The organism is Neptunicoccus sediminis (assembly GCF_001719615.1).
Classification (GTDB): domain Bacteria; phylum Pseudomonadota; class Alphaproteobacteria; order Rhodobacterales; family Rhodobacteraceae; genus Amylibacter; species Amylibacter sediminis.
This window is the reverse complement of sequence record NZ_MDVX01000002.1, coordinates 300131-324500: the sequence shown is the minus strand read 5'-3', so window position 1 is coordinate 324500 and position 24370 is coordinate 300131. Positions and strand designations below refer to the sequence as shown.

At 57.8% G+C, this 24370-nt stretch carries 18 protein-coding genes; 14 read left to right on the top strand and 4 right to left on the bottom strand.

All coding sequences use genetic code 11. The annotated features are described in order from the left end of the window. Positions 1–4: 4 nt before the first annotated feature. Complete coding sequence (locus tag BFV97_RS05445) at positions 5–2512, top strand: DUF3772 domain-containing protein (RefSeq protein WP_069299327.1); 2508 nt, start codon at positions 5–7, stop codon at positions 2510–2512. Here BFV97_RS05445 and BFV97_RS05440 read toward each other — a convergent pair. The 3 genes from BFV97_RS05440 to BFV97_RS05430 all read right to left on the bottom strand — a co-directional run bounded on the left by BFV97_RS05440 (position 2509) and on the right by BFV97_RS05430 (position 6703). Continuing rightward, positions 2509–3921 (bottom strand): helix-turn-helix domain-containing protein, encoded by a 1413-nt coding sequence (locus tag BFV97_RS05440; RefSeq protein WP_069299326.1) that lies wholly within the window; start codon positions 3919–3921, stop codon positions 2509–2511. The genes BFV97_RS05445 and BFV97_RS05440 overlap by 4 nt on opposite strands. Positions 3922–3990: 69 nt before the next feature. Next, the gene (locus tag BFV97_RS05435; protein ID WP_069299325.1) at positions 3991–5211 is read right to left on the bottom strand and encodes a multidrug effflux MFS transporter; all 1221 of its coding nucleotides are present in this window, start codon (positions 5209–5211) and stop codon (positions 3991–3993) included. 226 nt (positions 5212–5437) lie between these two features. Beyond that, the gene (locus BFV97_RS05430; RefSeq protein ID WP_069299324.1) at positions 5438–6703 is read right to left on the bottom strand and encodes a M10 family metallopeptidase; all 1266 of its coding nucleotides are present in this window, start codon (positions 6701–6703) and stop codon (positions 5438–5440) included. Positions 6704–6999: 296 nt separating this feature from the next. Here BFV97_RS05430 and BFV97_RS05425 point away from each other — a divergent pair, with 296 nt between their 5' ends. The 7 genes from BFV97_RS05425 (at position 7000) to BFV97_RS05400 (ending at position 12732) form a co-directional block, all read left to right on the top strand. Beyond that, positions 7000–8484, top strand: coding sequence for an acyl-CoA carboxylase subunit beta (locus BFV97_RS05425; RefSeq protein ID WP_069299522.1), 1485 nt, complete (start codon positions 7000–7002; stop codon positions 8482–8484). Between the two features lie 12 nt (positions 8485–8496). Continuing rightward, positions 8497–8928 carry a DUF6497 family protein gene (locus tag BFV97_RS05420; RefSeq protein WP_069299323.1) on the top strand — a complete coding sequence of 144 codons (432 nt, stop codon included), beginning with the start codon at positions 8497–8499 and terminating at the stop codon, positions 8926–8928. Between the two features lie 193 nt (positions 8929–9121). After that, entirely contained in the window at positions 9122–9244 is a 123-nt protein-coding gene (locus BFV97_RS19150) for a hypothetical protein (RefSeq protein ID WP_268237025.1), read from the top strand. Between the two features lie 72 nt (positions 9245–9316). Then, positions 9317–9682 carry a hypothetical protein gene (locus BFV97_RS05415; RefSeq protein WP_069299322.1) on the top strand — a complete coding sequence of 122 codons (366 nt, stop codon included), beginning with the start codon at positions 9317–9319 and terminating at the stop codon, positions 9680–9682. A gap of 151 nt (positions 9683–9833) precedes the next feature. Continuing rightward, complete coding sequence (locus BFV97_RS05410) at positions 9834–10049, top strand: hypothetical protein (protein ID WP_069299321.1); 216 nt, start codon at positions 9834–9836, stop codon at positions 10047–10049. A 140-nt stretch (positions 10050–10189) separates the two neighbouring features. Further along, positions 10190–12190: an acetyl-CoA carboxylase biotin carboxylase subunit gene (locus tag BFV97_RS05405; protein ID WP_069299320.1), complete on the top strand. Its 2001-nt coding sequence runs from the start codon at positions 10190–10192 to the stop codon at positions 12188–12190. A 17-nt stretch (positions 12191–12207) separates the two neighbouring features. Next, positions 12208–12732, top strand: coding sequence for a hypothetical protein (locus BFV97_RS05400; protein ID WP_157888269.1), 525 nt, complete (start codon positions 12208–12210; stop codon positions 12730–12732). A 178-nt stretch (positions 12733–12910) separates the two neighbouring features. Here BFV97_RS05400 and BFV97_RS05395 read toward each other — a convergent pair whose 3' ends face one another. Further along, on the bottom strand, positions 12911–13315 hold the full coding sequence (locus BFV97_RS05395) for a DUF4174 domain-containing protein (RefSeq protein WP_069299318.1): 405 nt from the start codon (positions 13313–13315) through the stop codon (positions 12911–12913). A gap of 78 nt (positions 13316–13393) precedes the next feature. On the opposite strand from BFV97_RS05395, the gene BFV97_RS05390 reads away from it, so the two are divergent. The 6 genes from BFV97_RS05390 to BFV97_RS05365 all read left to right on the top strand — a co-directional run bounded on the left by BFV97_RS05390 (position 13394) and on the right by BFV97_RS05365 (position 24364). Beyond that, positions 13394–14971, top strand: coding sequence for a hypothetical protein (locus BFV97_RS05390; RefSeq protein ID WP_069299317.1), 1578 nt, complete (start codon positions 13394–13396; stop codon positions 14969–14971). A gap of 64 nt (positions 14972–15035) precedes the next feature. Beyond that, positions 15036–17165: a methylmalonyl-CoA mutase gene (scpA, locus tag BFV97_RS05385; protein ID WP_069299316.1), complete on the top strand. Its 2130-nt coding sequence runs from the start codon at positions 15036–15038 to the stop codon at positions 17163–17165. A 9-nt stretch (positions 17166–17174) separates the two neighbouring features. After that, on the top strand, positions 17175–19442 hold the full coding sequence (locus tag BFV97_RS05380; protein WP_069299315.1) for an NADP-dependent malic enzyme: 2268 nt from the start codon (positions 17175–17177) through the stop codon (positions 19440–19442). Between the two features lie 23 nt (positions 19443–19465). Further along, positions 19466–21355: a propionyl-CoA synthetase gene (locus BFV97_RS05375; protein ID WP_069299314.1), complete on the top strand. Its 1890-nt coding sequence runs from the start codon at positions 19466–19468 to the stop codon at positions 21353–21355. 151 nt (positions 21356–21506) lie between these two features. Further along, a complete protein-coding gene (locus tag BFV97_RS05370; protein ID WP_083225525.1) occupies positions 21507–22853 on the top strand; it encodes a sigma-54-dependent transcriptional regulator in 1347 nt (448 codons plus the stop codon). Positions 22854–23101: 248 nt separating this feature from the next. After that, positions 23102–24364, top strand: coding sequence for an SPOR domain-containing protein (locus BFV97_RS05365; RefSeq protein WP_157888268.1), 1263 nt, complete (start codon positions 23102–23104; stop codon positions 24362–24364). The last annotated feature ends 6 nt before the right edge of the window (positions 24365–24370 follow it).

Below are 24370 nucleotides of genomic sequence, written 5' to 3'. Positions count from 1 at the left end.
CACAATGACCCGACTACTTTGGACTTTGGTGCTGCTGGTGGCGATGCCGCTGGCAGCTTTCGCACAGACTGTTGAAACAGCTTTTGACAAACCTGCCTTTGAAAACACGGTAGAACGTGCGGAAGAAGTGCTGGAAAAGGCAACCGCCTCGGATGAGGCGCTGGCCCAGTTGCGCAAACAGCTTGTGAATTTCCGCAGCAGCGCGACAGAGCTGAAAGAGCAGGCGCTGACCAAGACCGAGCCTGTGCAGGACCGGATAGACGCCCTTGGCGCACCGCCGGCCGAAGGGGAAACCGAAGCTGAAGATGTCGCCGCCCTGCGGGAACAGTTGAACAAGGAACTGGAAAAGGCCAAAGCGCCGGTAAAAGCCGCAGAAGACCTTTATAAACAGGCAGACGGGCTGATCAGCCGGATCGACGATCTGATGCGTCACCGCAGCACCGCCCGTCTGGTTGCCCAGAATGACTCCCCGCTTGATCCGCGCCAGATCAGTGCGGCTGTCACGGCGCTAATTACGTTCAACGCCAACCTCTGGGCCGAAGTCACGAATAACCTGTCCAACGACAACCGCGCCTCCAAGCGTATTGGCAACCTGCTGATGGTCGCGGTTCTGCTGGCGGTTGCGCTGGTCCTGCTTGTGCGTTCGCGGGTGTGGTCGCGCCGTGTGCAAGCGTTTTTCAGCCGCAATGCCTCCTCGCGGACCGCAGCGCTTTACGGCTTTATCGGATCGCTGTCCCAGTTGATCCTGCCGGCCATCGGGCTGGCCGTGCTGGTGCAGGCGCTGCTGCTGCTCGACCTGTTCGATCTGCGCGGCTACTTCATCCTGCGCAGCCTTGGAGTGGCGGGGTTCTCGCTATATTTCGCCAGTTGGCTGGCCCGCTCTTTGTTTGTCGCCACCTCCAATCAGGGGCCGCTGATCGAGATTGACGAGTCTCTTACCGGACCGATGAAACGCTCTTTCCTTGCGCTTGGCCTGATGTTCGCCCTGCGCGCCATGCTGGATGCAGCCGCAGTCGGATCGGGGCAAAACCCCGATTTGCTCGCCGCGATTCCCACGCTGACCTTTCCGCTGATTGTGGTAGGCGGGATCGCCCTGTTCCGGATCGGACGCGTGCTTGCGAATGAGGCGCAAGTGGCGGGCAAGCAGGAAAACGGCAATCCGTTTTTGGGGCGCGTTGCCACAATCATGGGCAATATCTGTGTTGCCGCAGGTGTGGCTGGGCCGGTGCTGGCCGCCTTCGGGTTTGACAGCGCGGGCAACCGGCTGGTGTTTTCCACCGCAGCGTCGCTGTTGCTGATTACAGGGCTCTACATCTTCTTTCGCCTGATCGGTTCGCTGACCGGTTATACCGGCAACACGGCAACCTCCGCAGGGGACGAGGACGAAACCCAGCGTTACGGGGCGCTGTTCCGTGTGGCCGTCGGTTTCATCATGATCTGTATTGCGCTGCCGTTGCTGGCCCTGATCTGGGGCGCGCGGCTGGTGGATCTGCAAGAAGTCTGGCTGATGGCGCGGGACGGGATCTCTTTTGGTGATAACCGGATTTCGCTGACGGATTTCCTGACTTTCGTTCTGGTGTTTTCCATCGGTTACACCATCACCCGCATCCTGCAATCCGCCTTGCGCACCACGGTGCTGCCCAACACGCGGCTTGATAGCGGCGGGCAGAATGCCATTGTCACCGGCACGGGTTATGTCGGTATCTTCTTTGCAGCACTGGCCGCGATCACCGCAACCGGGCTGGACCTGTCCAATCTTGCTATTGTGGCTGGTGCCCTGTCGGTTGGTATCGGTTTTGGCCTGCAAACCATCGTGTCGAACTTTGTCTCCGGTATTATCCTGCTGATCGAACGCCCGATCAAGGCAGGCGATTGGATCGAAGTGGGCACCTATTCGGGGTATGTGCGCAAAATCTCGGTGCGCTCAACCGAGGTGGAAACCTTTGATCGTGCCTCTGTGGTTATTCCGAACGCCGATCTGATTTCCGGCACGGTGACGAACTGGACCCATTCCAGCATGGCCGGACGGGTGCGTGTGCCTGTGGGCGTGGCCTATGACAGCGATCCGCGTCACGTGGAGAAAATCCTGCTTGATGTGGCAGAGTCCCATCCGATGGTGCTGCTTGATCCGGGTCCGGCGATCATGTTCATGGGGTTTGGTGCGGACAGTCTGGACTTTGAAATCCGCGCAATCCTGCGGGATGTGAACTGGATGTTATCCGCGAAATCCGACATGAACTTTGAGATATTCAAACGCTTCAGTGAAGAAGGTATCGAAATTCCGTTTGCACAGCGGGATGTCTATATTAAAAATCTGGACGAACTGGCCAAAGTTAAAAACGCCACCGATGAGGATGACAAGAAAAAGCAGCCCGAGGAGTCCGAAACGCCCGATGAAACCGGGGATGGGGACACGACGGATCAAGATCAGCGCCAGCATTCCTCTGCGGCCAAGGATACCGAGGACGATTCCGTCAGTGACGATGGCGGTGATGCACCGGGGAAGGTTTAACTCTCTGCGATGCTATAGGGCAGGGTGGCGCGACTGTTGGGGTCCACTTTCAGGTGGCGCTCCAGCGGCGGCACAGAGCGCTGGTGACAGTTGTGCCGCTCGCAGATCCGGCAGGAAATGCCGATCGGCTCAAACGCCTGCCGGTTGGTGATGTCCAGATCATCCGCATAGACCATTGCGCCGGCGTGCCGGATTTCACAGCCCAGCCCGATAGCATAGCGGCGGATCGGCGCGTGAAAGCTGCCGCCGGTTTTGGATACATCCCGCGCAAGGCTGAGGTATTGCAACCCGTCCGGCGTTTCCGCCAACTGGCGCAGGAACTGTCCGGGCGTTTCAAAGGCGCGGTGGACGTTCCACAAGGGGCAGGCGCCCCCGAAACGGGCAAACTGCAACCGCGTAGCAGAGTGGCGCTTTGTAATGGTGCCTGCCTGATCGACGCGCACAAAGAAAAAGGGAATGCCCTTCACGCCGGGCCGCTGCATGGTGGACAATCGGTGGGCTACCTGTTCGATGCTGGCGTCGAAATAATTCGCCAGCAGCTCCAGATCGTGCCGCGTTTCCTGCGCCACCTGCAAAAACCGTCCGTAGGGCAGGGTTGCTGCGCCGGCAAAATAATTGGCCAGCCCGATTTTGCAGATGGCACGGGCCTCGGGCGTGCTGAAATTGGCAAAGTCGAGCGTGGCTTCCAGCAGGTCATCATGTTCCAGCAGGGCCGTCTGATGGGCGATCTGGAACAGCTTGGAAGAGGTCGGCGCCTGCGCTGACAGGGTCAGGGTGCGGCTGGCCGGATCGTATTGGCGCAACACGTCGGTGCTTTTTGTGCGCAGGTGGATATTGTGCTTTTCCGCCAGCCAGTCATGGGCCGCGCCAAGGGCGTTCGGACCGGAGAGTTTCGCCTGTGTCGCATAGTTTTCGGCCACGCGGTCAATGCTGTCGATGTAGTTATCGCAATAGTGGAAGAAATCGCGCACCTGCTCCCACGGGGAAGGGGAAATGGCGCTGTCCTCGCGGCCCAAAGCCTCATCCAGAGAGGCGAGCCGCTCTTGTCCCTGACGGTAGGCGCGGTGCAGGTCCAGAAAGGCCCGCGCAAGGGCGGGTGCGTTGGAGGCTGTCAGTTGCATATCGGCCAGTGGTGGCTGCGCGGTGCTGAACACCGGATCGGCCAGCGCCTCGCGCATGTCGGCCACGATCCGTTCGGATTCCCCGACAGACAGTTGTGTCACGTCAAAGCCGAACTCTTGCGCCAGTGCCAGTACAACGGTGGTGCTGACAGGGCGGTGGTTGTTCTCCATCTGGTTCAGATAGGGCAGGGACACCCCGAGCTTGGCGGCAAAATCCTTTTGCGTCAGCCCCTGTTTCTGACGGGTTTCGCGCAGGGTCACCCCTGCATAGAGTTTTTGCGCGCGCATCTCGGCCCCTCGCTTTGCGAATTAGCTAGGGCGCAGGGTATGCTTTGCAAAGTTTGCGTGCAAGCCGCATCAACCGGCGTTACGCACTTGATACTCCACACGGATCGAATAAAGCGCCGCCAGAAGTGCAAGCGTCGCAGACCCGAGGGTAAAGAGGATCAACGGTGTTGCACCGGCTTCTTTGCTCAGGAACGGGACTACGATGGCAGAAAGCGCACCGCCCCCCAGCGTCATCATCGCGCCGCCAAGCCCCGCCGCCGTACCTGCCAGACGCGGGTTGACCGACATCATCCCCGCAGACGCACTGGGCAGGACCATGCCGTTGCCAAGGCCGATGAAGATCGTGCAGCCAAAGAAAGCCACCGGATGATCAAAGCCGATGTTCACCAGAACCAACGCCAGCAGCATGCCCAAAACAGTGATGCCTGCGCCAATGGTGATCATGCGATACAGACCCACAACGCTTGCAAACCGGCCCGAAATCAGGCTGCCGGTGAAATAACCCGCAGGCGCAAAGATGAAATAAAGGCCAAGCTCTCCGGGGCTGAGGCCGTAAACCACCGTGCCCACAAAAGGTGCACCACCCAGCAGCGAGAAAAAGCAGCCCGAAGCAAATGTGGTAGACAGGGAATAGCCCCAGAACCGGCGCGAGGTCAGCAGTTCGGGATAGGTACGCACCTGTGCTGCCATGCTGGTGGACGGCGTAAGGTTGGTTTCCCCCATATCCCGCCAGACCAGTCCCAGCACCGCAAGGCCCAGAAACGTCAGCGTCCAGAAGGGCGCACGCCAGCCAAAGGCTTCCTGAAGGAATCCGCCAATGGTCGGTCCCATCATCGGCGCAACCGACATCCCCATTGCGATATAGCCAAGCAGGGACACCGCGTCCTTGCTGCCTGCAATGTCACGGGCGGCCGCGCGGGACAGGACAAAGCTGCTCACCACCAGCGCCTGAAAGGTACGCGCGGTCAGCAGGATTGTCGTGTTCGGCGCATTGGCACAAACCAGCGAGGCCAGCACAAAAGCCGCCAACGTCCAAAGCGCGACCGGACGACGCCCGAACCTGTCAGAGATCGGACCAATGAACAGTTGCAAAATGCCGTTCATCAACAAAAAGCCGGACAGCATGAACTGCACGGCCAGATAGCTCGCGTCGAAATGGGCGGCAATTGCGGGCATGGAGGGCAGGAAGATATTCATGGAAATCGCGCCCAGAGAGGCGAAAATAACCAGAGTAACCATTGTGGGCGGGGTCTTGGGGTCTAGAAAACGGGACTTGGGCAATACGGACATGCAAAGGGGGTATCCTTTGGAAAACGGGAAAACACCGGAGCGAAGGGGCAGCAAAAAAGGCCCGAAACCGGCGGTTGATTCCTGAGTATGTCTCTGAATTGGAACTGTCCATGCCAAACCTTTTACAAGGTTCCGCTACGGCGCGTCAGATTGTGTTTCCGGCGCGATGGGTCTGCCGCCCCCAACCAAATCGGCAGGGACGGGAGAATTTCGGTTGGTTGCGTGGTCAGGCGATGAGGATGTCGTCGTTGAGTTGTGAAACTGTCATGTCGTTTACAATCACCACCAGCCCGTCGGTGAAGCTGAACACCGCATTGCCGTTCTTGTCTGCGCCAAGGGCAAGCACGTCTTCAACGCTTGATGCCTCAACATGGTCGAATTTCAGGCGATCCACATCATCCTGAAAATCCAGAACCCTGTCTTTGCCGCCCTTATCCGCAAAGATGAAAGTATCCTTGCCGCCGTTTCCTGTCAGAAGGTCTTTGCCCTTGTCGCCGGACAGTTTGTCGTTGCCTGCGCCGCCGTTCAGCGCATCGCGGCCCCGCCCGCCCAAAAGGTTATCGCGGCCTGCATTGCCATCCAGCGTATCATTGCCGTTGCCGCCCTTAAGCTTGTCCCTGCTGTCGCCACCCGCAAGCAGATTATCCGCACCATTGCCGATCAGCTTGTCCGAACCGGCCCCGCCAGTGGCGTTTTCGATCACGGTATCATAGGCAATCACCACATCGTCGGTGGTCTCAAAGCTGGAAAACCGCGCTTCGCGCAGGTCAAGCCGCACACCGCCGGACTGGGCGGAGGCGTCGAATGTGTCAATGCCGCCCGCATCCCAGATCGCATCAATCGTATCTGTGCGCGACCCCGTGTAGGTGGAATTGCCTGTGGCAGTGGCGTCATTGGCCCCCCACAAATCCTGCAAGGCCAGAATGTCGAACAACATCATCGCATCGCTGTCCAACCCGTTGTCTGGATTTTCGGTGTAGGACATCAGTGTGTATTTGTTGCTGTCAAAGCCGCTCGGGACAGTAGGTGCTGAGAACGAATGTTTCAGCCCCATCGCATGGCCGATTTCATGTAGCACCAGATCCATTGATGTAGTGATGTCTATGGTGTTGTCGTAGACTACGTAGCTGTCATATCGGGTGATGTCGTCCCCCGAGCTTGACGCGGAATATCCGCCAACACCGGCTGTGCTGCCCGGAATCGTCACGGAACCTACGTTTATGTCCGGATCGGCACTGCCTGAAACCTCGACAAATTCCACGTTGATCAGGCTTTCCACATGATTAAGTGCCGCGCGGAAGAAGGCTTCTTGTGCGGCGGTGAAATCGGTCCAGCCGTCATAGGTGGCCGAGGTTGGCAGATCGGCGGGGGCTGACGTGCCGGCAAATTGATATGTCATCGTATAGGCTGCTGCGCCTGTGGTGTTGATTGGGTTTTTGTCATTCAGAAAGGAAAATTGCATCCCGTCGATGATTTCGGTTTTTGTGACCATGTGTTACCTGTTGATTAAGAGCCTGCGGAATTAGGAATGGTTCTACTATAGGAGAATTCCCGATTGCCGGAGTAAAAATTTCAGCGGGGCCGGTATCGGCGTAGGTTTGCCTGCGGACTGGGCTTTGCTGATTTGCAATTTGACAGATGGCCTTGCAGAATAGTTTGCAAATATGCGAGGTTTTCCTTCCCGCGCCGTTCTTATTCGCGTATTCCAAAGCAAATTGCGCACCATTCGGAGGAACCGCCGTGAATACGATCCTGCAACAACTAGAAGACCGCCGCGAAGAAGCCCGTATGGGCGGAGGCCAGCGCCGCATTGATGCACAACACGCCAAGGGCAAGCTGACCGCGCGGGAACGGATCGACGTGCTGCTGGACGAAGGGTCCTTTGAAGAATTTGATATGTTCAAGGCCCACCGCTGCACCGAATTTGGTATGGAGGAAACCACCATTCCGGGCGATGGTGTGATCACCGGATGGGGCACGATCAATGGCCGGATGGTCTATGTGTTCTCTCAGGATTTCACCGTCTTTGGCGGGTCGCTGTCTGAAACCCACGCTGAAAAAATCTGCAAGATACAGGAAATGGCCCTGCGCAACGGTGCGCCGGTCATTGGTCTGAACGATTCCGGTGGTGCGCGGATTCAGGAAGGCGTGGCCTCGCTCGCAGGATATGCGGATGTGTTCCAGAACAATGTGCTGGCCTCTGGTGTGGTGCCACAGATCAGCGTGATCATGGGGCCTTGCGCGGGTGGTGCGGTTTACTCCCCGGCGATGACCGACTTTATCTTTATGGTGCGGGACAGCTCTTATATGTTTGTCACCGGCCCTGACGTGGTGAAAACCGTCACGAATGAGGTGGTAACAGCCGAAGAACTGGGCGGGGCAAAAACCCATACCTCTAAATCCTCTGTGGCAGACGGGTCTTTTGAAGACGACATGGAGGCCCTGATGGAAGTGCGCCGCCTGTTTGATTTTCTGCCGCTAAACAATCGCGAAAAAGCCCCTGTGCGCCCCTTCTTTGATGATGTGGCGCGCGATGAAGTCTCGCTCGATACGCTGATCCCTGACAATCCGAACAAGCCTTACGACATGAAAGAGCTGATTACCAAGATTGCCGATGAGGGGGATTTCTACGAAATTCAGGAAGATTTCGCCAAGAACATTCTGACCGGCTTTGTCCGCATGGAAGGCCAGACTGTCGGGGTTGTGGCCAACCAGCCGATGGTTCTGGCGGGCTGTCTTGATATTGACAGTTCCCGCAAGGCGGCCCGTTTCGTGCGCTTCTGCGATGCGTTTGAAATTCCGATCCTGACACTGGTGGATGTGCCGGGCTTCCTGCCCGGTACGGGTCAGGAATATGGCGGTGTGATCAAGCACGGTGCGAAACTGCTGTTCGCCTATGGCGAGGCCACAGTGCCCAAAGTGACTGTTATCACCCGCAAAGCCTATGGCGGGGCCTATGACGTGATGGCCTCCAAACATCTGCGGGGCGATTACAACTACGCCTGGCCGACAGCGGAAATCGCTGTGATGGGGGCGAAAGGGGCTGTTGAAATCCTCTACCGGTCCGAGTTGGGGGATCCCGAAAAGATCGCCGCGCGGGTAGCGGATTACGAAGACAGATTTGCCAACCCGTTCGTGGCGGCAGAAAAAGGCTTCATCGACGAGGTGATCAAACCCCATAACACCCGCAAACGGGTTTGCCGGGCCTTTGCCTCCCTGCGGGGTAAAAAGCTGGAGAACCCGTGGAAGAAACACGACAACATTCCGCTGTAAGGGACGGTTCCGGTGGTTGATCCGCGCATAACCCGAATCAGCGCAGGCGTGCTGGGGACGGGGCTTTTGCTGGCGACGCTGCTGCGCGCTGCGAACTCGCAACAGGATGTAACCGAAATCTCTGTGCCTTCGGGACAGCCGCTGACCCTTTATGAAAGCCGGATCGTGGCGCCGGAGAATAAAATCCTCTACCTCGGCTTTCTGGCTGAGGCACTGGGAGGCGAATACGGGGTGACATTTGATCGGGCCAGTCTGGATATGGACAAGGTCTGCGAGGAAATCGGCATCCCGATGGCAGGGAAACTGATCGGGGACGGGACCCGGATCGACGAAATCGTGGTGCGCCTTATGGAACGGCCCATCGACTATGGCGCGGTAGACGAAACCGCCGCCCAATTTTTGAACGCTTACGATATAAGTGGTGGAACATGCGAATGGTTTTGACAGTCCCAAGCGGGAACAGCGCGGCTATTGCGTCACAAAATGGCAGAAATTTGCAGTTTTTCTGCATAAATTCACATATTTGGTATGCGCCGCTGCGAATCTTTGCTAGCGTGCTGACAGGCTGCGTTTACGTGGCCGCGGTCGCCTGTCGTGGCCGGTTTCGAATAGACTATGACTGTCACAGGAGGACACAATGTCCACAAAACTTAAAATCGCATTGGTTGTCGTTGCTATGGGCGTTGCAGCCTGCGCACAACAAGAAGAGCCTGTGGTTGTACTGGACGTACAGCCAGAGCCGGTTTCTTCTAAATACTAAACCACTCGCCGGGCGGCGGCCTGCCGCCGCCCGCGCACTGATTCCCCTGAACACGGACCAGCGGGGGACAAAATGATTAAGCATCGTGGCTTCCCCAGCCGTTTGCCCGGGTCCGAATTCCAGTTCACCATCCGCCGCCCCAACAAAAAAGGCGCCACGCCGATCAAGGCGCGCGAACGCTATGCGGACCGCCGTTTTGCCGACCGGCGCGCCGATGAAGCCTTCCTCGAAGCGCTTTGGGAGTTCTTTGGCGAAGAGCCGTTCGAGCGGGGCAATCTGGATGCAGGTCGTCTTAACTGGCTGTTCGGCCGCGAGGTCGTGGCCGCCGAAGATCCCTTTGATCCTGAAAGCTACGAAGCCTTGCTGCGCATCAACAAGGGTAAGGCAATGGCCAATTTTCCTGACATTTTTGAGGAAGATTACGGGGATTCGGCATGAATTTGCCTATGAAAACCGTGATTTGGCACCATTGTGCCGATAAAGCGACTGCCGATAAAACAGCAGTTTGTTTTACCCCTCTGTCGCGTTACCAAAGTTCTGCACGAGACCTTTCGAGCAGGCTCGGGACGCAGATAAAAAGGGTAATAACATGCGTAACCTCACAGTTTTTGCAGCACTCGCTGCGGTATTCGGTTTGTCGGCCTGCAACAGCACGCTGGACCAGCGCACCGCGCAACGCATCGGTACAGGTGCAGTTGTCGGGGCGGTTGGCACGGCTTTGCTGGACGGCGATCCGGTCAAGGGCGCTATTGTCGGTGGCGTTGTTGGTGGCATCACCAGCAAAGACCGGCACGTTTGGGAATAACAGCTCTGTCGAGCGGTTAAACTCTTTCATTTCCCCTCTACTTGGCCCCCTCCGTTTGTTCGGACGGGGCCTTTTTTCGTGTCTGAACGGCATGGAAACCCGCACGAAATTCCGCAATTGCCCAATCGAAGGTACAGCATATGTTTAAGAAAATCCTGATCGCCAACCGTGGCGAAATCGCCTGCCGTGTTATCAAGACCGCCCGCAAGATGGGCATCCAAACAGTCGCGATTTACTCTGATGCGGATGCGCAGGCGTTACATGTGCAGATGGCGGATGAGGCGGTGCATATCGGACCGTCGCCGGCAAACCAGTCTTATATCGTCATTGAAAAAGTGATGGATGCGATTCGCAAAACCGGCGCGGAAGCTGTGCATCCGGGCTATGGTTTTCTTAGCGAAAACAAGCTATTCGCAGAAGCTCTTGAAGCAGAAGGCGTTGCCTTCATCGGGCCGCCAGCCGGTGCGATTGAATCTATGGGCGACAAGATCACGTCCAAGAAACTGGCGCAGGAAGCAGGAGTTTCGACCGTTCCGGGTTACATGGGTTTGATCGAAGACGCGGATGAAGCCGTCAAGATTTCCAATGAAATCGGCTATCCGGTGATGCTGAAGGCCTCTGCTGGTGGTGGCGGTAAAGGGATGCGCATTGCATGGAACGATCAGGAAGCCCGCGACGGGTTCCAATCCTCCAAGAACGAGGCGGCCAGTTCCTTTGGCGATGACCGGATTTTCATTGAGAAATTCGTCACCCAGCCGCGTCACATCGAAATTCAGGTGCTGGGCGACAAACACGGTAACTGCATTTACCTGAACGAGCGGGAATGTTCGATCCAGCGCCGCAACCAGAAAGTTGTGGAAGAAGCCCCAAGCCCGTTTCTGGATGAAGCCACCCGCAAGGCAATGGGTGAGCAATCGGTCGCGCTGGCCAAGGCGGTGGATTACTGCTCTGCCGGTACTGTGGAATTTATCGTTGATGGCGACCGGAATTTCTACTTCCTTGAAATGAATACACGTTTGCAGGTGGAACACCCTGTGACCGAATTGATCACCGGCATTGATCTGGTGGAACAGATGATCCGCGTGGCGTGGGGCGAAAAGCTGGCCATGAAGCAGGAAGACATCGGCATCAACGGCTGGGCCATCGAAAACCGGCTCTATGCGGAAGACCCGTATCGCAACTTCCTGCCCTCGATCGGCCGTCTGACCCGCTACCGTCCGCCTGCGGAAAAGGCGAAATCCGATTACGTGGTGCGCAACGATACCGGCGTTTATGAAGGCGGCGAGATCAGCATGTATTACGATCCGATGATCGCAAAACTGTGTACTTGGGCGCCGACCCGCGAAGAGGCGATTGACCGGATGCGCGTTGCGCTCGACAGCTTTGAGGTGGAGGGCATCGGTCACAACCTGCCGTTCCTGTCAGCGGTTATGGATCACGAGCGGTTTATCTCCGGCAATATCACCACCGCCTTTATCGAAGAAGAATATCCCGAAGGGTTTGAAGGCGCGACGCTGGATGCGGCGGCCCTGCGCCAGATCGCGGCGGGCTGTGCGGCCATGTTCCGCGTTGCCGAAATTCGTCGCGCACGGGTGTCGGGCCGGATCAGCAACCACAAACGCAAGGTTGGTAAGAAATGGGTCGTAACCCTGCAAGGCGAAAGCTTTGCGGTAAAGGTGAAGGCGGATGACAAGGGATCGACCGTCAAGTTTGAAGATGGCGAAAAACTGCGCGTGACCTCCGACTGGTTGCCGGGGCAAAGCCTCGCCAAGATGAAAATCAACGGCGAAACCGTTGTGCTGAAGGTGGACCCGATCTCGGCGGGGTATCGTATCCGCTCTCGCGGGGCGGAACTGAAGGTGCGTGTGCGCAGCCCGCGCAATGCGGAACTGGCCAAACTGATGCCGGAAAAACTGCCGCCTGATACCTCCAAAATGCTGCTCTGCCCGATGCCGGGCCTGATCGTGGCGTTGGATGTGAAAGAGGGCGACGAGGTTCAGGAAGGCCAACCGCTCTGCACTGTTGAGGCCATGAAAATGGAAAACGTTCTGCGCGCTGAAAAGAAGGGCATCGTGAGCAAGGTCAATGCTGCCGTGGGCGAAAGCCTGATGGTGGACGATGTGATCATGGAGTTCGAATAAACGCTTTGGCCGAGCCTGTGAGCATAGACCCCAGATTGATCGCCGCCCTGATCGGGGCGGGGGTCGCCTCTGCCGGGTGGGTGTTCAAGGCTTGGCTGGACAAAGCCCAAGACCAGAGCCGCCGGCAGGAGCGGGTGCGTGATGTGCAAACGGCGCTGGTTGCGGAAATCCTCCCCTATCTGGAAGCGTTGCAGCTATTCGATCTGACCGACCATCTGGAGCAGGTGGTCGATAAGATGCGCCGCCAGCCGGAGTATTTTCCCTTGGTGCCCACCGAACGCAATGACACCGTTTTCCGCGCTGTGCTGTCGGAAATCCACGTTCTGCCAGAGCCGGTGATCAAGCCGGTTGTGCGGTACTACAGCCAGTTGTTTGCGATTGAGGCTTTGATCGAAGACCTGCGCGGGCAGGGTGTGCGTAATCTGGACGGCGACGCGCGAGAGGCCATGTATACGGATTATATCAGTATGAAGGTTCAAGCCCTGAAGTTGGGGCAAAATGCAGTTGCTGCGATCGAAGCGCAACTGGGGAGGCGCCTGTGAACACGCGCCTCTTGAATGTGGTTAATAGCCGGGGCGGGGTCCGGTTTGACCTGCAATCGGCTTTGGTTTTTCACGTCCGTCTGTCATGGCCTGTCCTTTTCATCCAGAAACTGTGCCGTAGCCTTAATATAAGGATTGGCGGTAAAGAATTCAATAACGATAGCCTGTTAACCGCTGCCTACCGTTCCCAGCGCTGGCGGATTTCCTGTTGGCGGAGCGGCATTTTGTCGATGGAGCGGTTGAGTTCCCGTATCGTCCATGGACGGGGCTTGCGCAGTTTGACCTGCCCGTCCTTGCCCACAATCGTCAGTTGGAACCCGCGTGGTCGCAGCAGCTTGCGCAGGTCTGACGGATTGGCGGCATCCGTGTCAATCAACACGACTACATCCCGTTCCTCGAGGTCTTCGGGATTTTCCGCCAGCAATTCCATCTGGCGCACGAAACGGGGGTCTTCGGGGGTATCGGCAAAGATCACCAGTGGCCGTTTGACCCAGAGGTATTCTTCCAGTGGATTGGCCGAAGCGGGCAGGGCGGCAGCGGCAATGCTCAGGCACAGGGCCAACACAAGACGGGTTTTGTTCATGGGGTCTCCTATCGGACTATTATGTAAGGGTTTTCCCGCCAATTACGAGGGCCAATCGCGTCCTCTCAGGGGGGCAGTATGACGCAAGTCCGCCGTTTGACCCTATTGTCGCTGCTCGGCGCGGTTGCGCCTGTGGTTTTGTTGGTGGTTCTGACCCTGATCAAAACCGGCGGCGTCTGGGAATATGCACTGGATGATGTTTACATCCACCTCGCCATGTCCGAACAGGTGGCCAAGGGCGCTTATGGGGTAAACGCCGGTGAATCCGCCTCTGCGTCCTCGTCTATTCTTTACTCTTATGTACTTGCGCCTTTTGCGGGTTTCCACTGGCACGCCTATGTGCCCTTGGCGATCGGCCTTTTGGCTTTGTTTGGCGCGGCGGTGCTCTGGTCGCGGGTGCTGGCGGCGTCAGAAATCTGGACCGATCCGGTCTGGGACAAGGCGCTGCTGGCATTGGCGCTGCTGGGTCCGGTGTTTTTACACTTTCCGGCGATGTCCCTGATCGGGATGGAGCATATGCTGCATATTTGCACAGCTTTGTTGGTGGCGCTGGGGCTGATCCGCTTTGCGCAGGACGGGCGGGTGCGTTGGTATCTGTTGGCGGCGATTGTGCTGAATCCCCTGCTGCGGTTTGAAGGAATGGCGCTGGCGCTATTGGCTTGTGCGGTGCTTGTGGTCGGGGGGCGGGGCCGCATCGCCCTGCTGGCCATCCTGGCAACAGCCTTGCCGCTGACGGCGCATTTTGTGAATATGAATGCGCTCGGGCTGGATATGCTGCCAAACTCGGTCAATGCCAAAGCGGTGGTGGTCGGGGGCGGTGCCGATGTTGTGGACGGTGCAGGAAGCGACCGCTTGGTCGCGTTTAAAAACAGCCTGAAGCTTTCGCTGATTTCTCCTTCGGGGCGAATGCTGGTCGGGCTGATCCTGTGCCTGTTCTTTCTGGTGCTCGCGCAGCGTAATTCCTTTTCGCGCCTGCAAATTGCGCTTGGTGTGACAGCGATGCTTGCGGCGCTGGCACATTTGCTGTTGGGGTCCGTCCTTCCGTTCTATCGCTATGAAATCTACATCTGGGCATATGGTGCGGCGGTCACGGTTTATCTGCTGGCGCAACTGCAGCCTCTGACACCGACAGGACGGCAGTTACGTGCTATCTTCCCCGTGGTGGCACTGGTGATTGGCGGGGTGCATTATCCGGTGACGACCCTTGAAAAACTGCCCACAGGAAGTGCCGCGATCCATGCGCAGCAGCGCCAGATGGGGCGGTTTGTGGATGATTACTGGCAGGCGCCCGTAGCGGTGAACGATCTGGGGCATGTGGCCTATCGTAACCCCCATTACGTGCTGGACCTCTGGGGGCTGGCCTCGGCCCGCGCGCTAGAGGCCCGCACCAGCCGCACCGATCCACTTTGGGCGGACAAGCTGGCACAGGAATACGATGTGGGCGCGGCGATGATCTATCGTCACTGGCTGGCTCATCACATTCCGCCAAGCTGGGAGCCGGTGGCGCGACTGAAACTGACCGTGCCAATCGGCACATTGGGCGGCAATATCGTCACTATCTACGCGACCCGCCCCGAAAGCCTGAAACCGTTGGAAGACGCGCTGCGGGCCTTTGCCCCGACGCTGCCAGCCTCCGCCACACTCGAATTCCTGTAATACAGGACGAACACCGAACACCCCGCGGGCAAACCGCGACAGTCAACGAAAGGGAGCGCAGAACATGAGCGCAGAGGATAAAAAGAACTGGGAAACGCTGGCAGAAAAAGAACTGCGCGGCAAACCGCTGGACAGTCTGAACTGGGAAACCCCCGAGGGTATTACAGTGAAGCCGGTCTATACCGAGGATGACCTTGAAGGTTTGGATCATCTGGGCGGTGTGCCGGGGGTGAACCCTTACACGCGCGGTCCAAGGGCCACCATGTACACAGGCCGTCCCTGGACCATCCGCCAGTATGCAGGCTTTTCGACGGCTGAGGAATCCAACGAGTTTTACCGTCAGGCGCTGAAAGGCGGGCAGCAGGGGGTCTCTGTTGCCTTCGATCTGGCGACCCATCGCGGTTATGATAGTGATCACGAACGGGTTGTCGGCGATGTCGGTAAGGCCGGTGTTGCCATTGATTCCGTTGAGGATATGAAAATTCTGTTCGACGGCATCCCGCTGGACCAGATTTCTGTGTCGATGACCATGAACGGCGCGGTGATCCCTGTGCTGGCCTCCTTTATCGTTGCGGGCGAAGAGCAGGGCCACGACCGCAAGGTTCTGTCCGGCACGATCCAGAACGACATCCTCAAAGAGTTCATGGTGCGCAACACCTATATCTACCCGCCAGAGCCTTCCATGCGGATCGTTGCGGATATTATCGAGTTTACCGCGACTGACATGCCGAAGTTCAACTCGATCTCGATTTCCGGCTATCACATGCAGGAGGCAGGCGCCAATCTGGTGCAGGAACTGGCCTTTACGCTGGCTGACGGTAAGGAATACGTCAAAACGGCGATTGCCAAGGGCATGGATGTAGATGCTTTTGCGGGGCGCCTGTCATTCTTCTTTGCGATCGGCATGAATTTCTTCATGGAAATCGCCAAACTGCGGGCGGCGCGTCTGCTTTGGGCGGAAATAATGGCAGAGTTCAATCCCAAGAAGCCGGGTTCCTCTATGCTGCGCACCCACTGCCAGACATCCGGCGTCTCCTTGCAGGAACAAGACCCATACAACAATGTGGTACGAACTGCCTATGAAGCGATGAGCGCGGTGCTGGGCGGCACGCAAAGCCTGCATACCAACTCCTTTGACGAGGCAATTGCCCTGCCAACCGAAGAATCCTCGCGGTTGGCCCGCAACACCCAGTTGATCCTGCAAAACGAAACCGGCGTGACCAATGTGGTCGATCCGCTGGCAGGCTCTTACTACATCGAAAACCTGACCAACGAGTTGGCGAATGAGGCGCGCAAGATCATTCAGGAAGTGGATGATATGGGCGGCATGACCAAGGCCGTGGCCTCTGGCATGCCCAAACTCCGCATTGAAGAGGCCGCCGCCCGCCGTCAGGCCGCAGTGGATCGGGGTGATGAGGTTGTGGTCGGGTTGAACAAGTTCACCCTTGATAAACAGCCCGAAATCAACATCCGCGACATCGACAATTCCGCCGTGCGCGACAGCCAGATTGCACGGCTTGAGAAAATCCGCGCCACACGGGATGCGGATGCCTGCGCACAGGCGTTAATGCTGCTGGAGCAGGGCGCACGCACGGGTGAAGGCAACCTGCTGGCGCTGGCGGTTGAGGCGGCGCGCGCGCGCGCTACGGTGGGCGAGATTTCGGACGCAATGGAAGCCGCCTTCGGGCGTCATAGAGCAGAGGTAAAGACATTGGCAGGGGTATACGGTGCCGCCTATGAAGGCGACGAAGGCTTTGCACAAATTCAGGCAGATGTGGATGCCTTCGCCAAGGAAGAGGGCCGCCGTCCGCGCATGCTGGTGGTGAAAATGGGGCAGGACGGTCACGACCGCGGCGCCAAAGTCATCGCGACCGCCTTTGCTGACATCGGCTTTGATGTGGACGTCGGGCCGCTGTTCCAGACACCGGAAGAGGCCGCACGGGATGCCATTGACAACGATGTGCATGTGATCGGTATTTCTTCTCAGGCGGCGGGGCATAAAACGCTGGCCCCCCAGTTGGTTCAGGCGCTAAAAGACCAGAAAGCAGAGGACATCATCGTGATCTGTGGCGGCGTCATTCCGCAACAGGACTATGATTTCCTTTACAAATCAGGGGTGAAGGCGATCTTTGGGCCGGGAACGAACATTCCTTCCGCAGCACGCAACATCCTTGAACTGATAAAATCCAGTTAAGGAAACACCATGGTCGACACGCCTAAATCCCGCGCCCTGAATTACCACCAGCACCCCAAGCCCGGAAAGCTGGAGATCAGGGCCACCAAGCCTATGGGCAACCAGCGGGATCTGTCGCTGGCCTATAGTCCGGGCGTGGCAGAGGCGTGTCTCGAAATCAAAGAGGACCGCAGCGCAGCCGAACGTTACACCACACGGGGCAATCTGGTCGGTGTGGTCAGTAACGGCACGGCTGTGCTGGGTCTCGGGAATATCGGGGCGCTGGCCTCAAAGCCGGTTATGGAGGGCAAGGCCGTCCTGTTCAAGAAATTCGCCAACATCGACTGTTTCGATATTGAACTGGACGAAAGCGATCCTGAAAAACTGGCGGAAATTGTCTGCGCGATGGAGCCGACCTTCGGGGCGATCAACCTTGAGGACATTAAGGCACCGGATTGTTTTATCGTGGAAAAAATCTGCCGCGAGCGGATGAGCATTCCGGTGTTCCACGATGATCAGCACGGCACCGCCATTGTTGTAGGCGCCGCGGCCACCAACGCGATAGAGGTCGCAGGCAAACGGTTCGAGGATATTAAAATCGTCTCCACAGGGGGCGGTGCTGCGGGGATCGCCTGTCTGAACATGCTGGTCAAACTGGGTGTAAGGCGCGAGAATATATGGCTCTGCGATATTCACGGGCTGGTTTATGAGGGCCGCACCAAGGATATGAACCCGCAGAAAGCTGCCTTTGCCCAAGCCAGCGACTTGCGGACGCTGGATCAGGTCATTGACGGCGCGGATCTGTTCCTCGGTCTGTCCGGTCCGGGTGTGCTGAAGCCTGAGATGGTCAAACGGATGACATCGCAGCCAATCATCTTTGCGCTGGCCAATCCCACGCCTGAAATCATGCCGGATGCGGCCAAGGCGGTGGCACCGGATGCGATTATTGCGACAGGGCGTTCGGACTATCCCAATCAGGTGAACAATGTTCTGTGCTTTCCCTTTATCTTTCGCGGCGCACTGGACGTGGGCGCGACCGAGATTAACGACGCCATGCAAATCGGCTGCGTCAACGGTATTGCCGAACTGGCCCGTGCCACCAGCAGTGCTGAGGCCGCTGCCGCCTATCAGGGCGAGAAAATGGCCTTCGGGCCGGATTACCTGATCCCGAAACCTTTCGATCCGCGCCTGATGGGAATTGTCGCCAGTGCCGTTGCCAAGGCCGCGATGGAAAGCGGCGTTGCCAAACGTCCTGTCGAAAGCATCGAGGATTATAAGGCCGATCTGGATCGGTCGGTCTTTAAGTCTGCCTTCATCATGCGCCCCGTGTTCGAGCTGGCCCGCAACACTGTCCGCCGCCTGATCTTTGCCGAAGGAGAAAGTGAACGGGTGTTGCGCACCGTTGGCGCCATGATGGAAGAGGGCGTGGACCGTCCAATCCTGATCGGGCGTCCCGAAGTGATCAAGGCGCGGATTGCCCGCGCGGGGCTGCGCATCCAGCCGGAGATGGATTTTGACGTAATCAATCCGGAAAGCGACAGCCGCTACCGTGATTACTGGCAGACCTATTATGATCTGATGAAGCGGCGCGGCGTGACGCCCGATCTTGCCAAGGCGATCATGCGCACCAATACCACCGCTATTGGCGCCGTGGCCGTGCACCGTGGAGAGGCCGACAGCCTGATCTGCGGCACCTTCGGCCAGTACCTGTGGCACCTGAAATACGTCAGCGAAATTCTGGGTCGGGGAAATTTGCACCCTGTTGGTGCGCTTTCGGTGATGATCCAGCAGAGCGGCGCTTTGTTCGTCGCCGATACGCAAGTTAATCCCGAACCCACTACCGACCAGATTGCTCAGACGGTGATTGCCGCTGCCCGCCATGTAAAACGCTTTGGCGTCGCGCCCAAAGTGGCGCTGTTGTCCCATTCCCAGTTCGGCAATCTGGACACGGAAAGCGGCCGCCGGATGCGCGGTGCGCTGGAAATTCTCGACGGGCTGGATCTGGATTTCCAATACGAAGGCGAAATGCACGCGGACAGCGCGCTCGATCCGGAGGTCCGTGCACGGATCATGCCCGACAGCCGTCTGGAGGGGGCAGCCAACACGCTGGTCTTTGCCAATACCGACGCGGCCAGTGCGGTGCGTAACGTGTTAAAGACCCGTGCTGGAGGGCTGGAGGTTGGCCCCATCCTGATGGGAATGGGCAACAAGGCCCATATTGTCACCCCGTCGATCACGCCGCGGGGATTGTTGAATATTGCCGCACTGGCCGGAACGTCGGTGCATTCTTACGATTAATATGACGAACTGGAGGAGAAACCATGGGGTACAAAGAGGTCTACGCAGACTGGCAGGCCGATCCAGAGGCATTCTGGATGGAGGCTGCCAAAGCCATCGACTGGATTGTAGAACCGACCAAGGCGCTGCACGACGATAATGCCCCCCTCTATGAATGGTTCTCCGACGGTGTGGTGAACACCTGCTATAATGCTGTGGACCGGCATGTGGAAAACGGGCGCGGCGATCAGGATGCGATCATCTACGACAGCCCGATTACCGGCGCGAAATGTCGGATCACCTACGGCGAGCTACAAACACGCGTTGCCCGTCTGGGCGGCGCCTTGCTGGAGCAGGGGATCAGCAAGGGCGATCGGGTGATCATCTATATGTCGATGACCCCGGAGGCGATTATTGCCATGCTCGCCTGTGCGCGGATCGGTGCGATCCACTCGGTCGTGTTCGGCGGATTTGCCGCCAGCGAATTGGCCACGCGGATTGACGATGCCACCCCCAAAGCCGTCATCGCCAGCAGTTGCGGCATCGAACCGGGGCGCGTCATCGCCTATAAGCCGCTGCTTGACGAAGCGATAGCGATGGCCAGCCACAAGCCGGAAACCTGCATCATCTTCCAGCGCGAACAGGCCGAGGCGACTTTGGAACCGGGGCGTGATCACGACTGGGAAGAGATTCAGGCCGATGTCACGCCGGCGCCCTGTGTTCCGGTAAAGGGCAATGATCCGGTTTATGTGCTTTATACCTCTGGCACCACTGGCCAGCCCAAGGGCGTTGTGCGTCACACAGGCGGGCATCTGGTGGCGCTGAACTGGACCATGAAAAACGTCTACGGCGTCGATCCGGGTGATGTGTTCTGGGCCGCATCGGATGTGGGCTGGGTCGTGGGGCATTCCTATATTTGTTACGCGCCGCTGATCCACGGCAACACGACCGTGGTGTTTGAGGGCAAGCCTGTCGGCACGCCGGATGCGGGCACGTTCTGGCGGGTGATGCAGGATTATAAGGTGCGCGCCATGTTCACCGCCCCAACCGCATTCCGTGCAATAAAACGGGAAGACCCCAAGGGGGAGTACCGGAAGAAATATGACCTATCGAACCTTGAAACCCTGTTTCTGGCAGGCGAACGGGCCGATCCTGACACAATTCTGTGGGCGCAGGATCAACTGGGGATTCCGGTAATCGACCACTGGTGGCAGACCGAAACCGGATTCCCGATGGTGGGCAACCCGATGGGGATAGAGGCCCTGCCGGTAAAGGTCGGTTCTCCGACTGTGCCGATGCCGGGTTATGATGTGCGCATCCTCAGCGACGAGGGCGAGGAAATGCCCGCAGGGGAGTTGGGCGCGATTGCGGTGAAACTGCCGCTGCCACCGGGCACTTTGCCGACACTATGGAACGCCGAGGACCGCTACCGCTCTGCCTATCTCCAGACTTTTGAGGGGTATTACGAAACCGGCGATGCGGGGATGAAGGATGCGGACGGCTATCTTTACATCATGGCGCGGACCGATGATGTGATCAACGTGGCGGGCCACCGGCTGTCCACTGGCGCGATGGAGGAAATCCTCGCCGGTCATCCCGATGTGGCCGAATGCGCGGTGATCGGCGTGGCTGACCCGCTGAAAGGGCAGTTGCCGTTGGGAGTCCTGTGCCTGACCGCCGGAGTGGACCGTCCGCACGGGGACATCGTGGCGGAATGCGTGCAAATGGTGCGCGACAAGATCGGTCCTGTGGCTGCATTCAAACTGGCCTGTGTGGTGGACCGTCTGCCCAAAACCCGATCCGGTAAGATCCTGCGGGCGACGATGGCCAAGATTGCCGACGGGGAAACATTCAAAACCCCCGCCACAATCGACGATCCCGCTATCGTTGACGAGATCGCAGCGTCATTTAAAAATTTGGGCTACCCTAGGTAGCTTGCGGGCTGGTCTTAACAGGTTAATATGTTTTATAAACATTCCGCATCCGGATCAGGGTGCGGTTTCTTAGACAAACAAGAAAAGCGCCGTGTTACAGACTTGCCCAAGCCCTCCTTTTAATTTGTCGCAACCCGGGCCGGAGTAACCCGTGGTTGGCCGGATACTCATTGTTGAGGGGAGCGAGCAACTTCTCAGCTCTTGCGCCCGTCAACTTGAGGAGCACGGCTATGAAGTCGATCTGGCCTCTAGTTTGCCCAAAGCAGCGGAGCTTTTTACAACCAGTGGCCATGCCATTGTAATCATTGATCTGCTGATGGCAGAGCAAGAGGTTAAAGCGGTGATCGGCGGTATGTTGGGGGCAAAACCCCGAACGCGGATCATTGTCACCACCGCCAGCGGTTCAATGAAACAGGCGTCCGATGCGATGAAGATTGGCGCGTTTGATTTCATCGTAAAGCCGTATGACAGCCATCGAATTTTACATATCGTGAACAACGCCGCCTTGGTGCTGGATGACGATCCTAAGGGTAATCCCCCCGAGGAGTCCTTTCGCGGGTATCTCGCACTGGATGCAGCGGTGCATCGTACGGTGGCGCAGTTTGCCCCGTCTCTGGCGCCGGTGCTGATTACTGGACCCAAGGGGGTGATGAAAGAATCCGTTGCTCGTCTCATCCATGTGAAATCCACCCTGCGAGACCGCATTTTTGTTGCGCTGGACTGTAAAAAGGGCAGGGCTGGCGAATTTTACGATCGGTTGCCCATTGATCTGGTGAAAACAGGCGGCACGGTTTTTCTTAACGATATTTGTGATCTACCCTTCAAAATCCAGACCCAGCTTTTGTGGTATCTGCAAACCGGACTGATCAAAGACGGGCAGGGCGAGACGCACAGAGCGGATATTCGCGTCATTTGCGGCACGTCTTTACGACCCCAAGCCGCGATGGAGGCAGGGCGTTTGCGCGAAGACCTGTATTACCGCCTGTCCGTCGCAACGCTCGCGGTGCCGGGGCTGAATGGCGGGCGGTTTTCGGTAAGCGTTATCGCACAAGAGCTGTTTGGCGCTTATAGCCGTGCAATCGGGCGCGGAGATCTTGAGCTTGGCGCCGAGGTCCGTGACATGTTCGAGCATTACAGCTGGCCCGGTCAACAGGCAGAGCTGCTGAAGCTGTTGCGCAGCGTGGCCGACGCGGCTCCGGCAGGGGTGGTGACACCGGCCCATCTGCCCCGCAGCTTTATCAAGGCATTTCGCGAAGACCAGACCGCCACCACCCGCAACAGGTTGGACGGAGGTAGTGGCGGGCAAAGCCAGAGTGACGTTTACGAGGCCGCCTTGCGCACGCTGATCCGGGACGGGCTGACCCTTTCAGAGATTGAAAAGGCCGTGGTTGAACTGACCATCCGGCACTATCAAGGCTCAATCCCGCGGGCCGCAGTCCACCTTGATGTGTCGCCCTCAACGCTTTATCGCAAGCTGGAAAACTGGGCCAAAGGCTAGGACTAATCCGTCAGAGTCACCGCGATCCTTAAACGCGACCACGGGCTGGTAAAAGGCTGGGGACAGAGGGGGTTGGGCGCTTTTGTTCAAGTAAGCAGCCATAGGTGACACCCCCAAACTATGGGGTCGGGCGCGGAATCACCACGAAATATAGCGACAATAGGCCTAAATTACTTTACATTGTGTCTTAAAAAAGGCAGGTTTACTGCAAAAAAGGCAGGTAAAAAATGTATCCAAAAGGGCTTGAGATGCGTGATATAATCAAAATGGCGGCAGGCATGGCAACAGGATTTGCGGTTGTCTTCACACTATCTGATCCCGCAGAGGCACAGTCCCTGCGCAAGATCACGGCACCGGCCGAAAATCCCCCCCAATCCTACACTGGCAAACAATATGTCGACAGCCGCGGCTGCGTCTTCATTCGCGCCGGATTTGGCGGACGGGTCACTTGGGTGCCCCGCGTCAACCGCAAGCGCAAGGTGTATTGTTCGCCAAGCAATCGGCCTTCGCTGTCCGGCAGCCAGCTTGCTGCGCTGAAGCAGGCGAAACCCGTGCAATCCAGCAATCAGGTTGTGGACCTTTCATTGCCGGAAATTGCTGCTGCGGAACCTGCGCGTCAGGTCGTGAAAATCCCCCCGAAAAAGGTTGCAGTGGCCAAACCTGCGCCAAAGGTACGGGTTAAAACCGCACCTAAACGGACGGTAAAGGCCCGTCCGGTGACAGTTGCGACCGCTGCACCTGCAATGACGCGGACCAATCTGGTTCAACGGGGGCCGCAAGCGGTCCATCCCGGCGATCTGGTGCGCTCTGGCCGCGATCAGGCGGAAAATGCCGGCCTAGACAGCCGCACCCCCGCCCGTCCGCTGCAAACGACTGTGGTAAAGACCGTACCGGCGCGGCGCGTTGCAACAGCTTATACGCCGCCCGCAGCACAGACCGTGCATCCGGGTGATCTGGTACGCCAGCAAAAGCAACGCCGCCTGCAAGCGGCGGCAGCGGCCAATGCCAGCGTTTACAAAAAGCCGGCAAAACCTGTGCGTAAGGTGACAAAGGCCCAAGTGGTTGACCCGATACACGGTCTGCAAACCGTTGGGACGATCATTGATCCTGATGTCACAGCCCGCGGCGATGCGCAGATGGAAATGGTCTGGACCAATACAGTCCCCCGCCGTCTGATCCAGAAACGCGTCCGCGTGCGTCAGGTGGCTGTTGCCGGTTCTACCGTCAAGGCGATCAAATCGTCGAAGTCCTATGTGCAGCCGAAACCAAAGGCGCGTAGTGCGGGCAAGCGCTATGTTCAGGTCGGGACATTCGGGAATGCAACCAATGCGCGCCGCACGATTTCGCGGTTTCAGTCCGGCGGTCTGCCGGTCGGAACCCGCACCATCGCGCGCAATGGGAAGAATTTGAAAGTTGTTCTGTTGGGGCCGTTCAGCAGCGAAGCACAGATGCAATCCGCGCTGCGCTCTGCACGGGGTGCCGGTTTCGGGGATGCGTTCTACGCGAACTGAGCCAAA

Coding starts and splice junctions, on each gene's coding strand:
- BFV97_RS05445 (WP_069299327.1), top strand. CDS start 5: ATGACCCGACTACTTTGGACTTTGGTGCTGCTGGTGGCGATGCCGCTG.
- BFV97_RS05440 (WP_069299326.1), bottom strand. CDS start 3,921: ATGCGCGCGCAAAAACTCTATGCAGGGGTGACCCTGCGCGAAACCCGT.
- BFV97_RS05435 (WP_069299325.1), bottom strand. CDS start 5,211: ATGTCCGTATTGCCCAAGTCCCGTTTTCTAGACCCCAAGACCCCGCCC.
- BFV97_RS05430 (WP_069299324.1), bottom strand. CDS start 6,703: ATGGTCACAAAAACCGAAATCATCGACGGGATGCAATTTTCCTTTCTG.
- BFV97_RS05425 (WP_069299522.1), top strand. CDS start 7,000: ATGGGCGGAGGCCAGCGCCGCATTGATGCACAACACGCCAAGGGCAAG.
- BFV97_RS19150 (WP_268237025.1), top strand. CDS start 9,122: ATGTCCACAAAACTTAAAATCGCATTGGTTGTCGTTGCTATGGGCGTT.
- BFV97_RS05415 (WP_069299322.1), top strand. CDS start 9,317: ATGATTAAGCATCGTGGCTTCCCCAGCCGTTTGCCCGGGTCCGAATTC.
- BFV97_RS05410 (WP_069299321.1), top strand. CDS start 9,834: ATGCGTAACCTCACAGTTTTTGCAGCACTCGCTGCGGTATTCGGTTTG.
- BFV97_RS05405 (WP_069299320.1), top strand. CDS start 10,190: ATGTTTAAGAAAATCCTGATCGCCAACCGTGGCGAAATCGCCTGCCGT.
- BFV97_RS05395 (WP_069299318.1), bottom strand. CDS start 13,315: ATGAACAAAACCCGTCTTGTGTTGGCCCTGTGCCTGAGCATTGCCGCT.
- BFV97_RS05390 (WP_069299317.1), top strand. CDS start 13,394: ATGACGCAAGTCCGCCGTTTGACCCTATTGTCGCTGCTCGGCGCGGTT.
- scpA (WP_069299316.1), top strand. CDS start 15,036: ATGAGCGCAGAGGATAAAAAGAACTGGGAAACGCTGGCAGAAAAAGAA.
- BFV97_RS05380 (WP_069299315.1), top strand. CDS start 17,175: ATGGTCGACACGCCTAAATCCCGCGCCCTGAATTACCACCAGCACCCC.
- BFV97_RS05375 (WP_069299314.1), top strand. CDS start 19,466: ATGGGGTACAAAGAGGTCTACGCAGACTGGCAGGCCGATCCAGAGGCA.
- BFV97_RS05365 (WP_157888268.1), top strand. CDS start 23,102: ATGCGTGATATAATCAAAATGGCGGCAGGCATGGCAACAGGATTTGCG.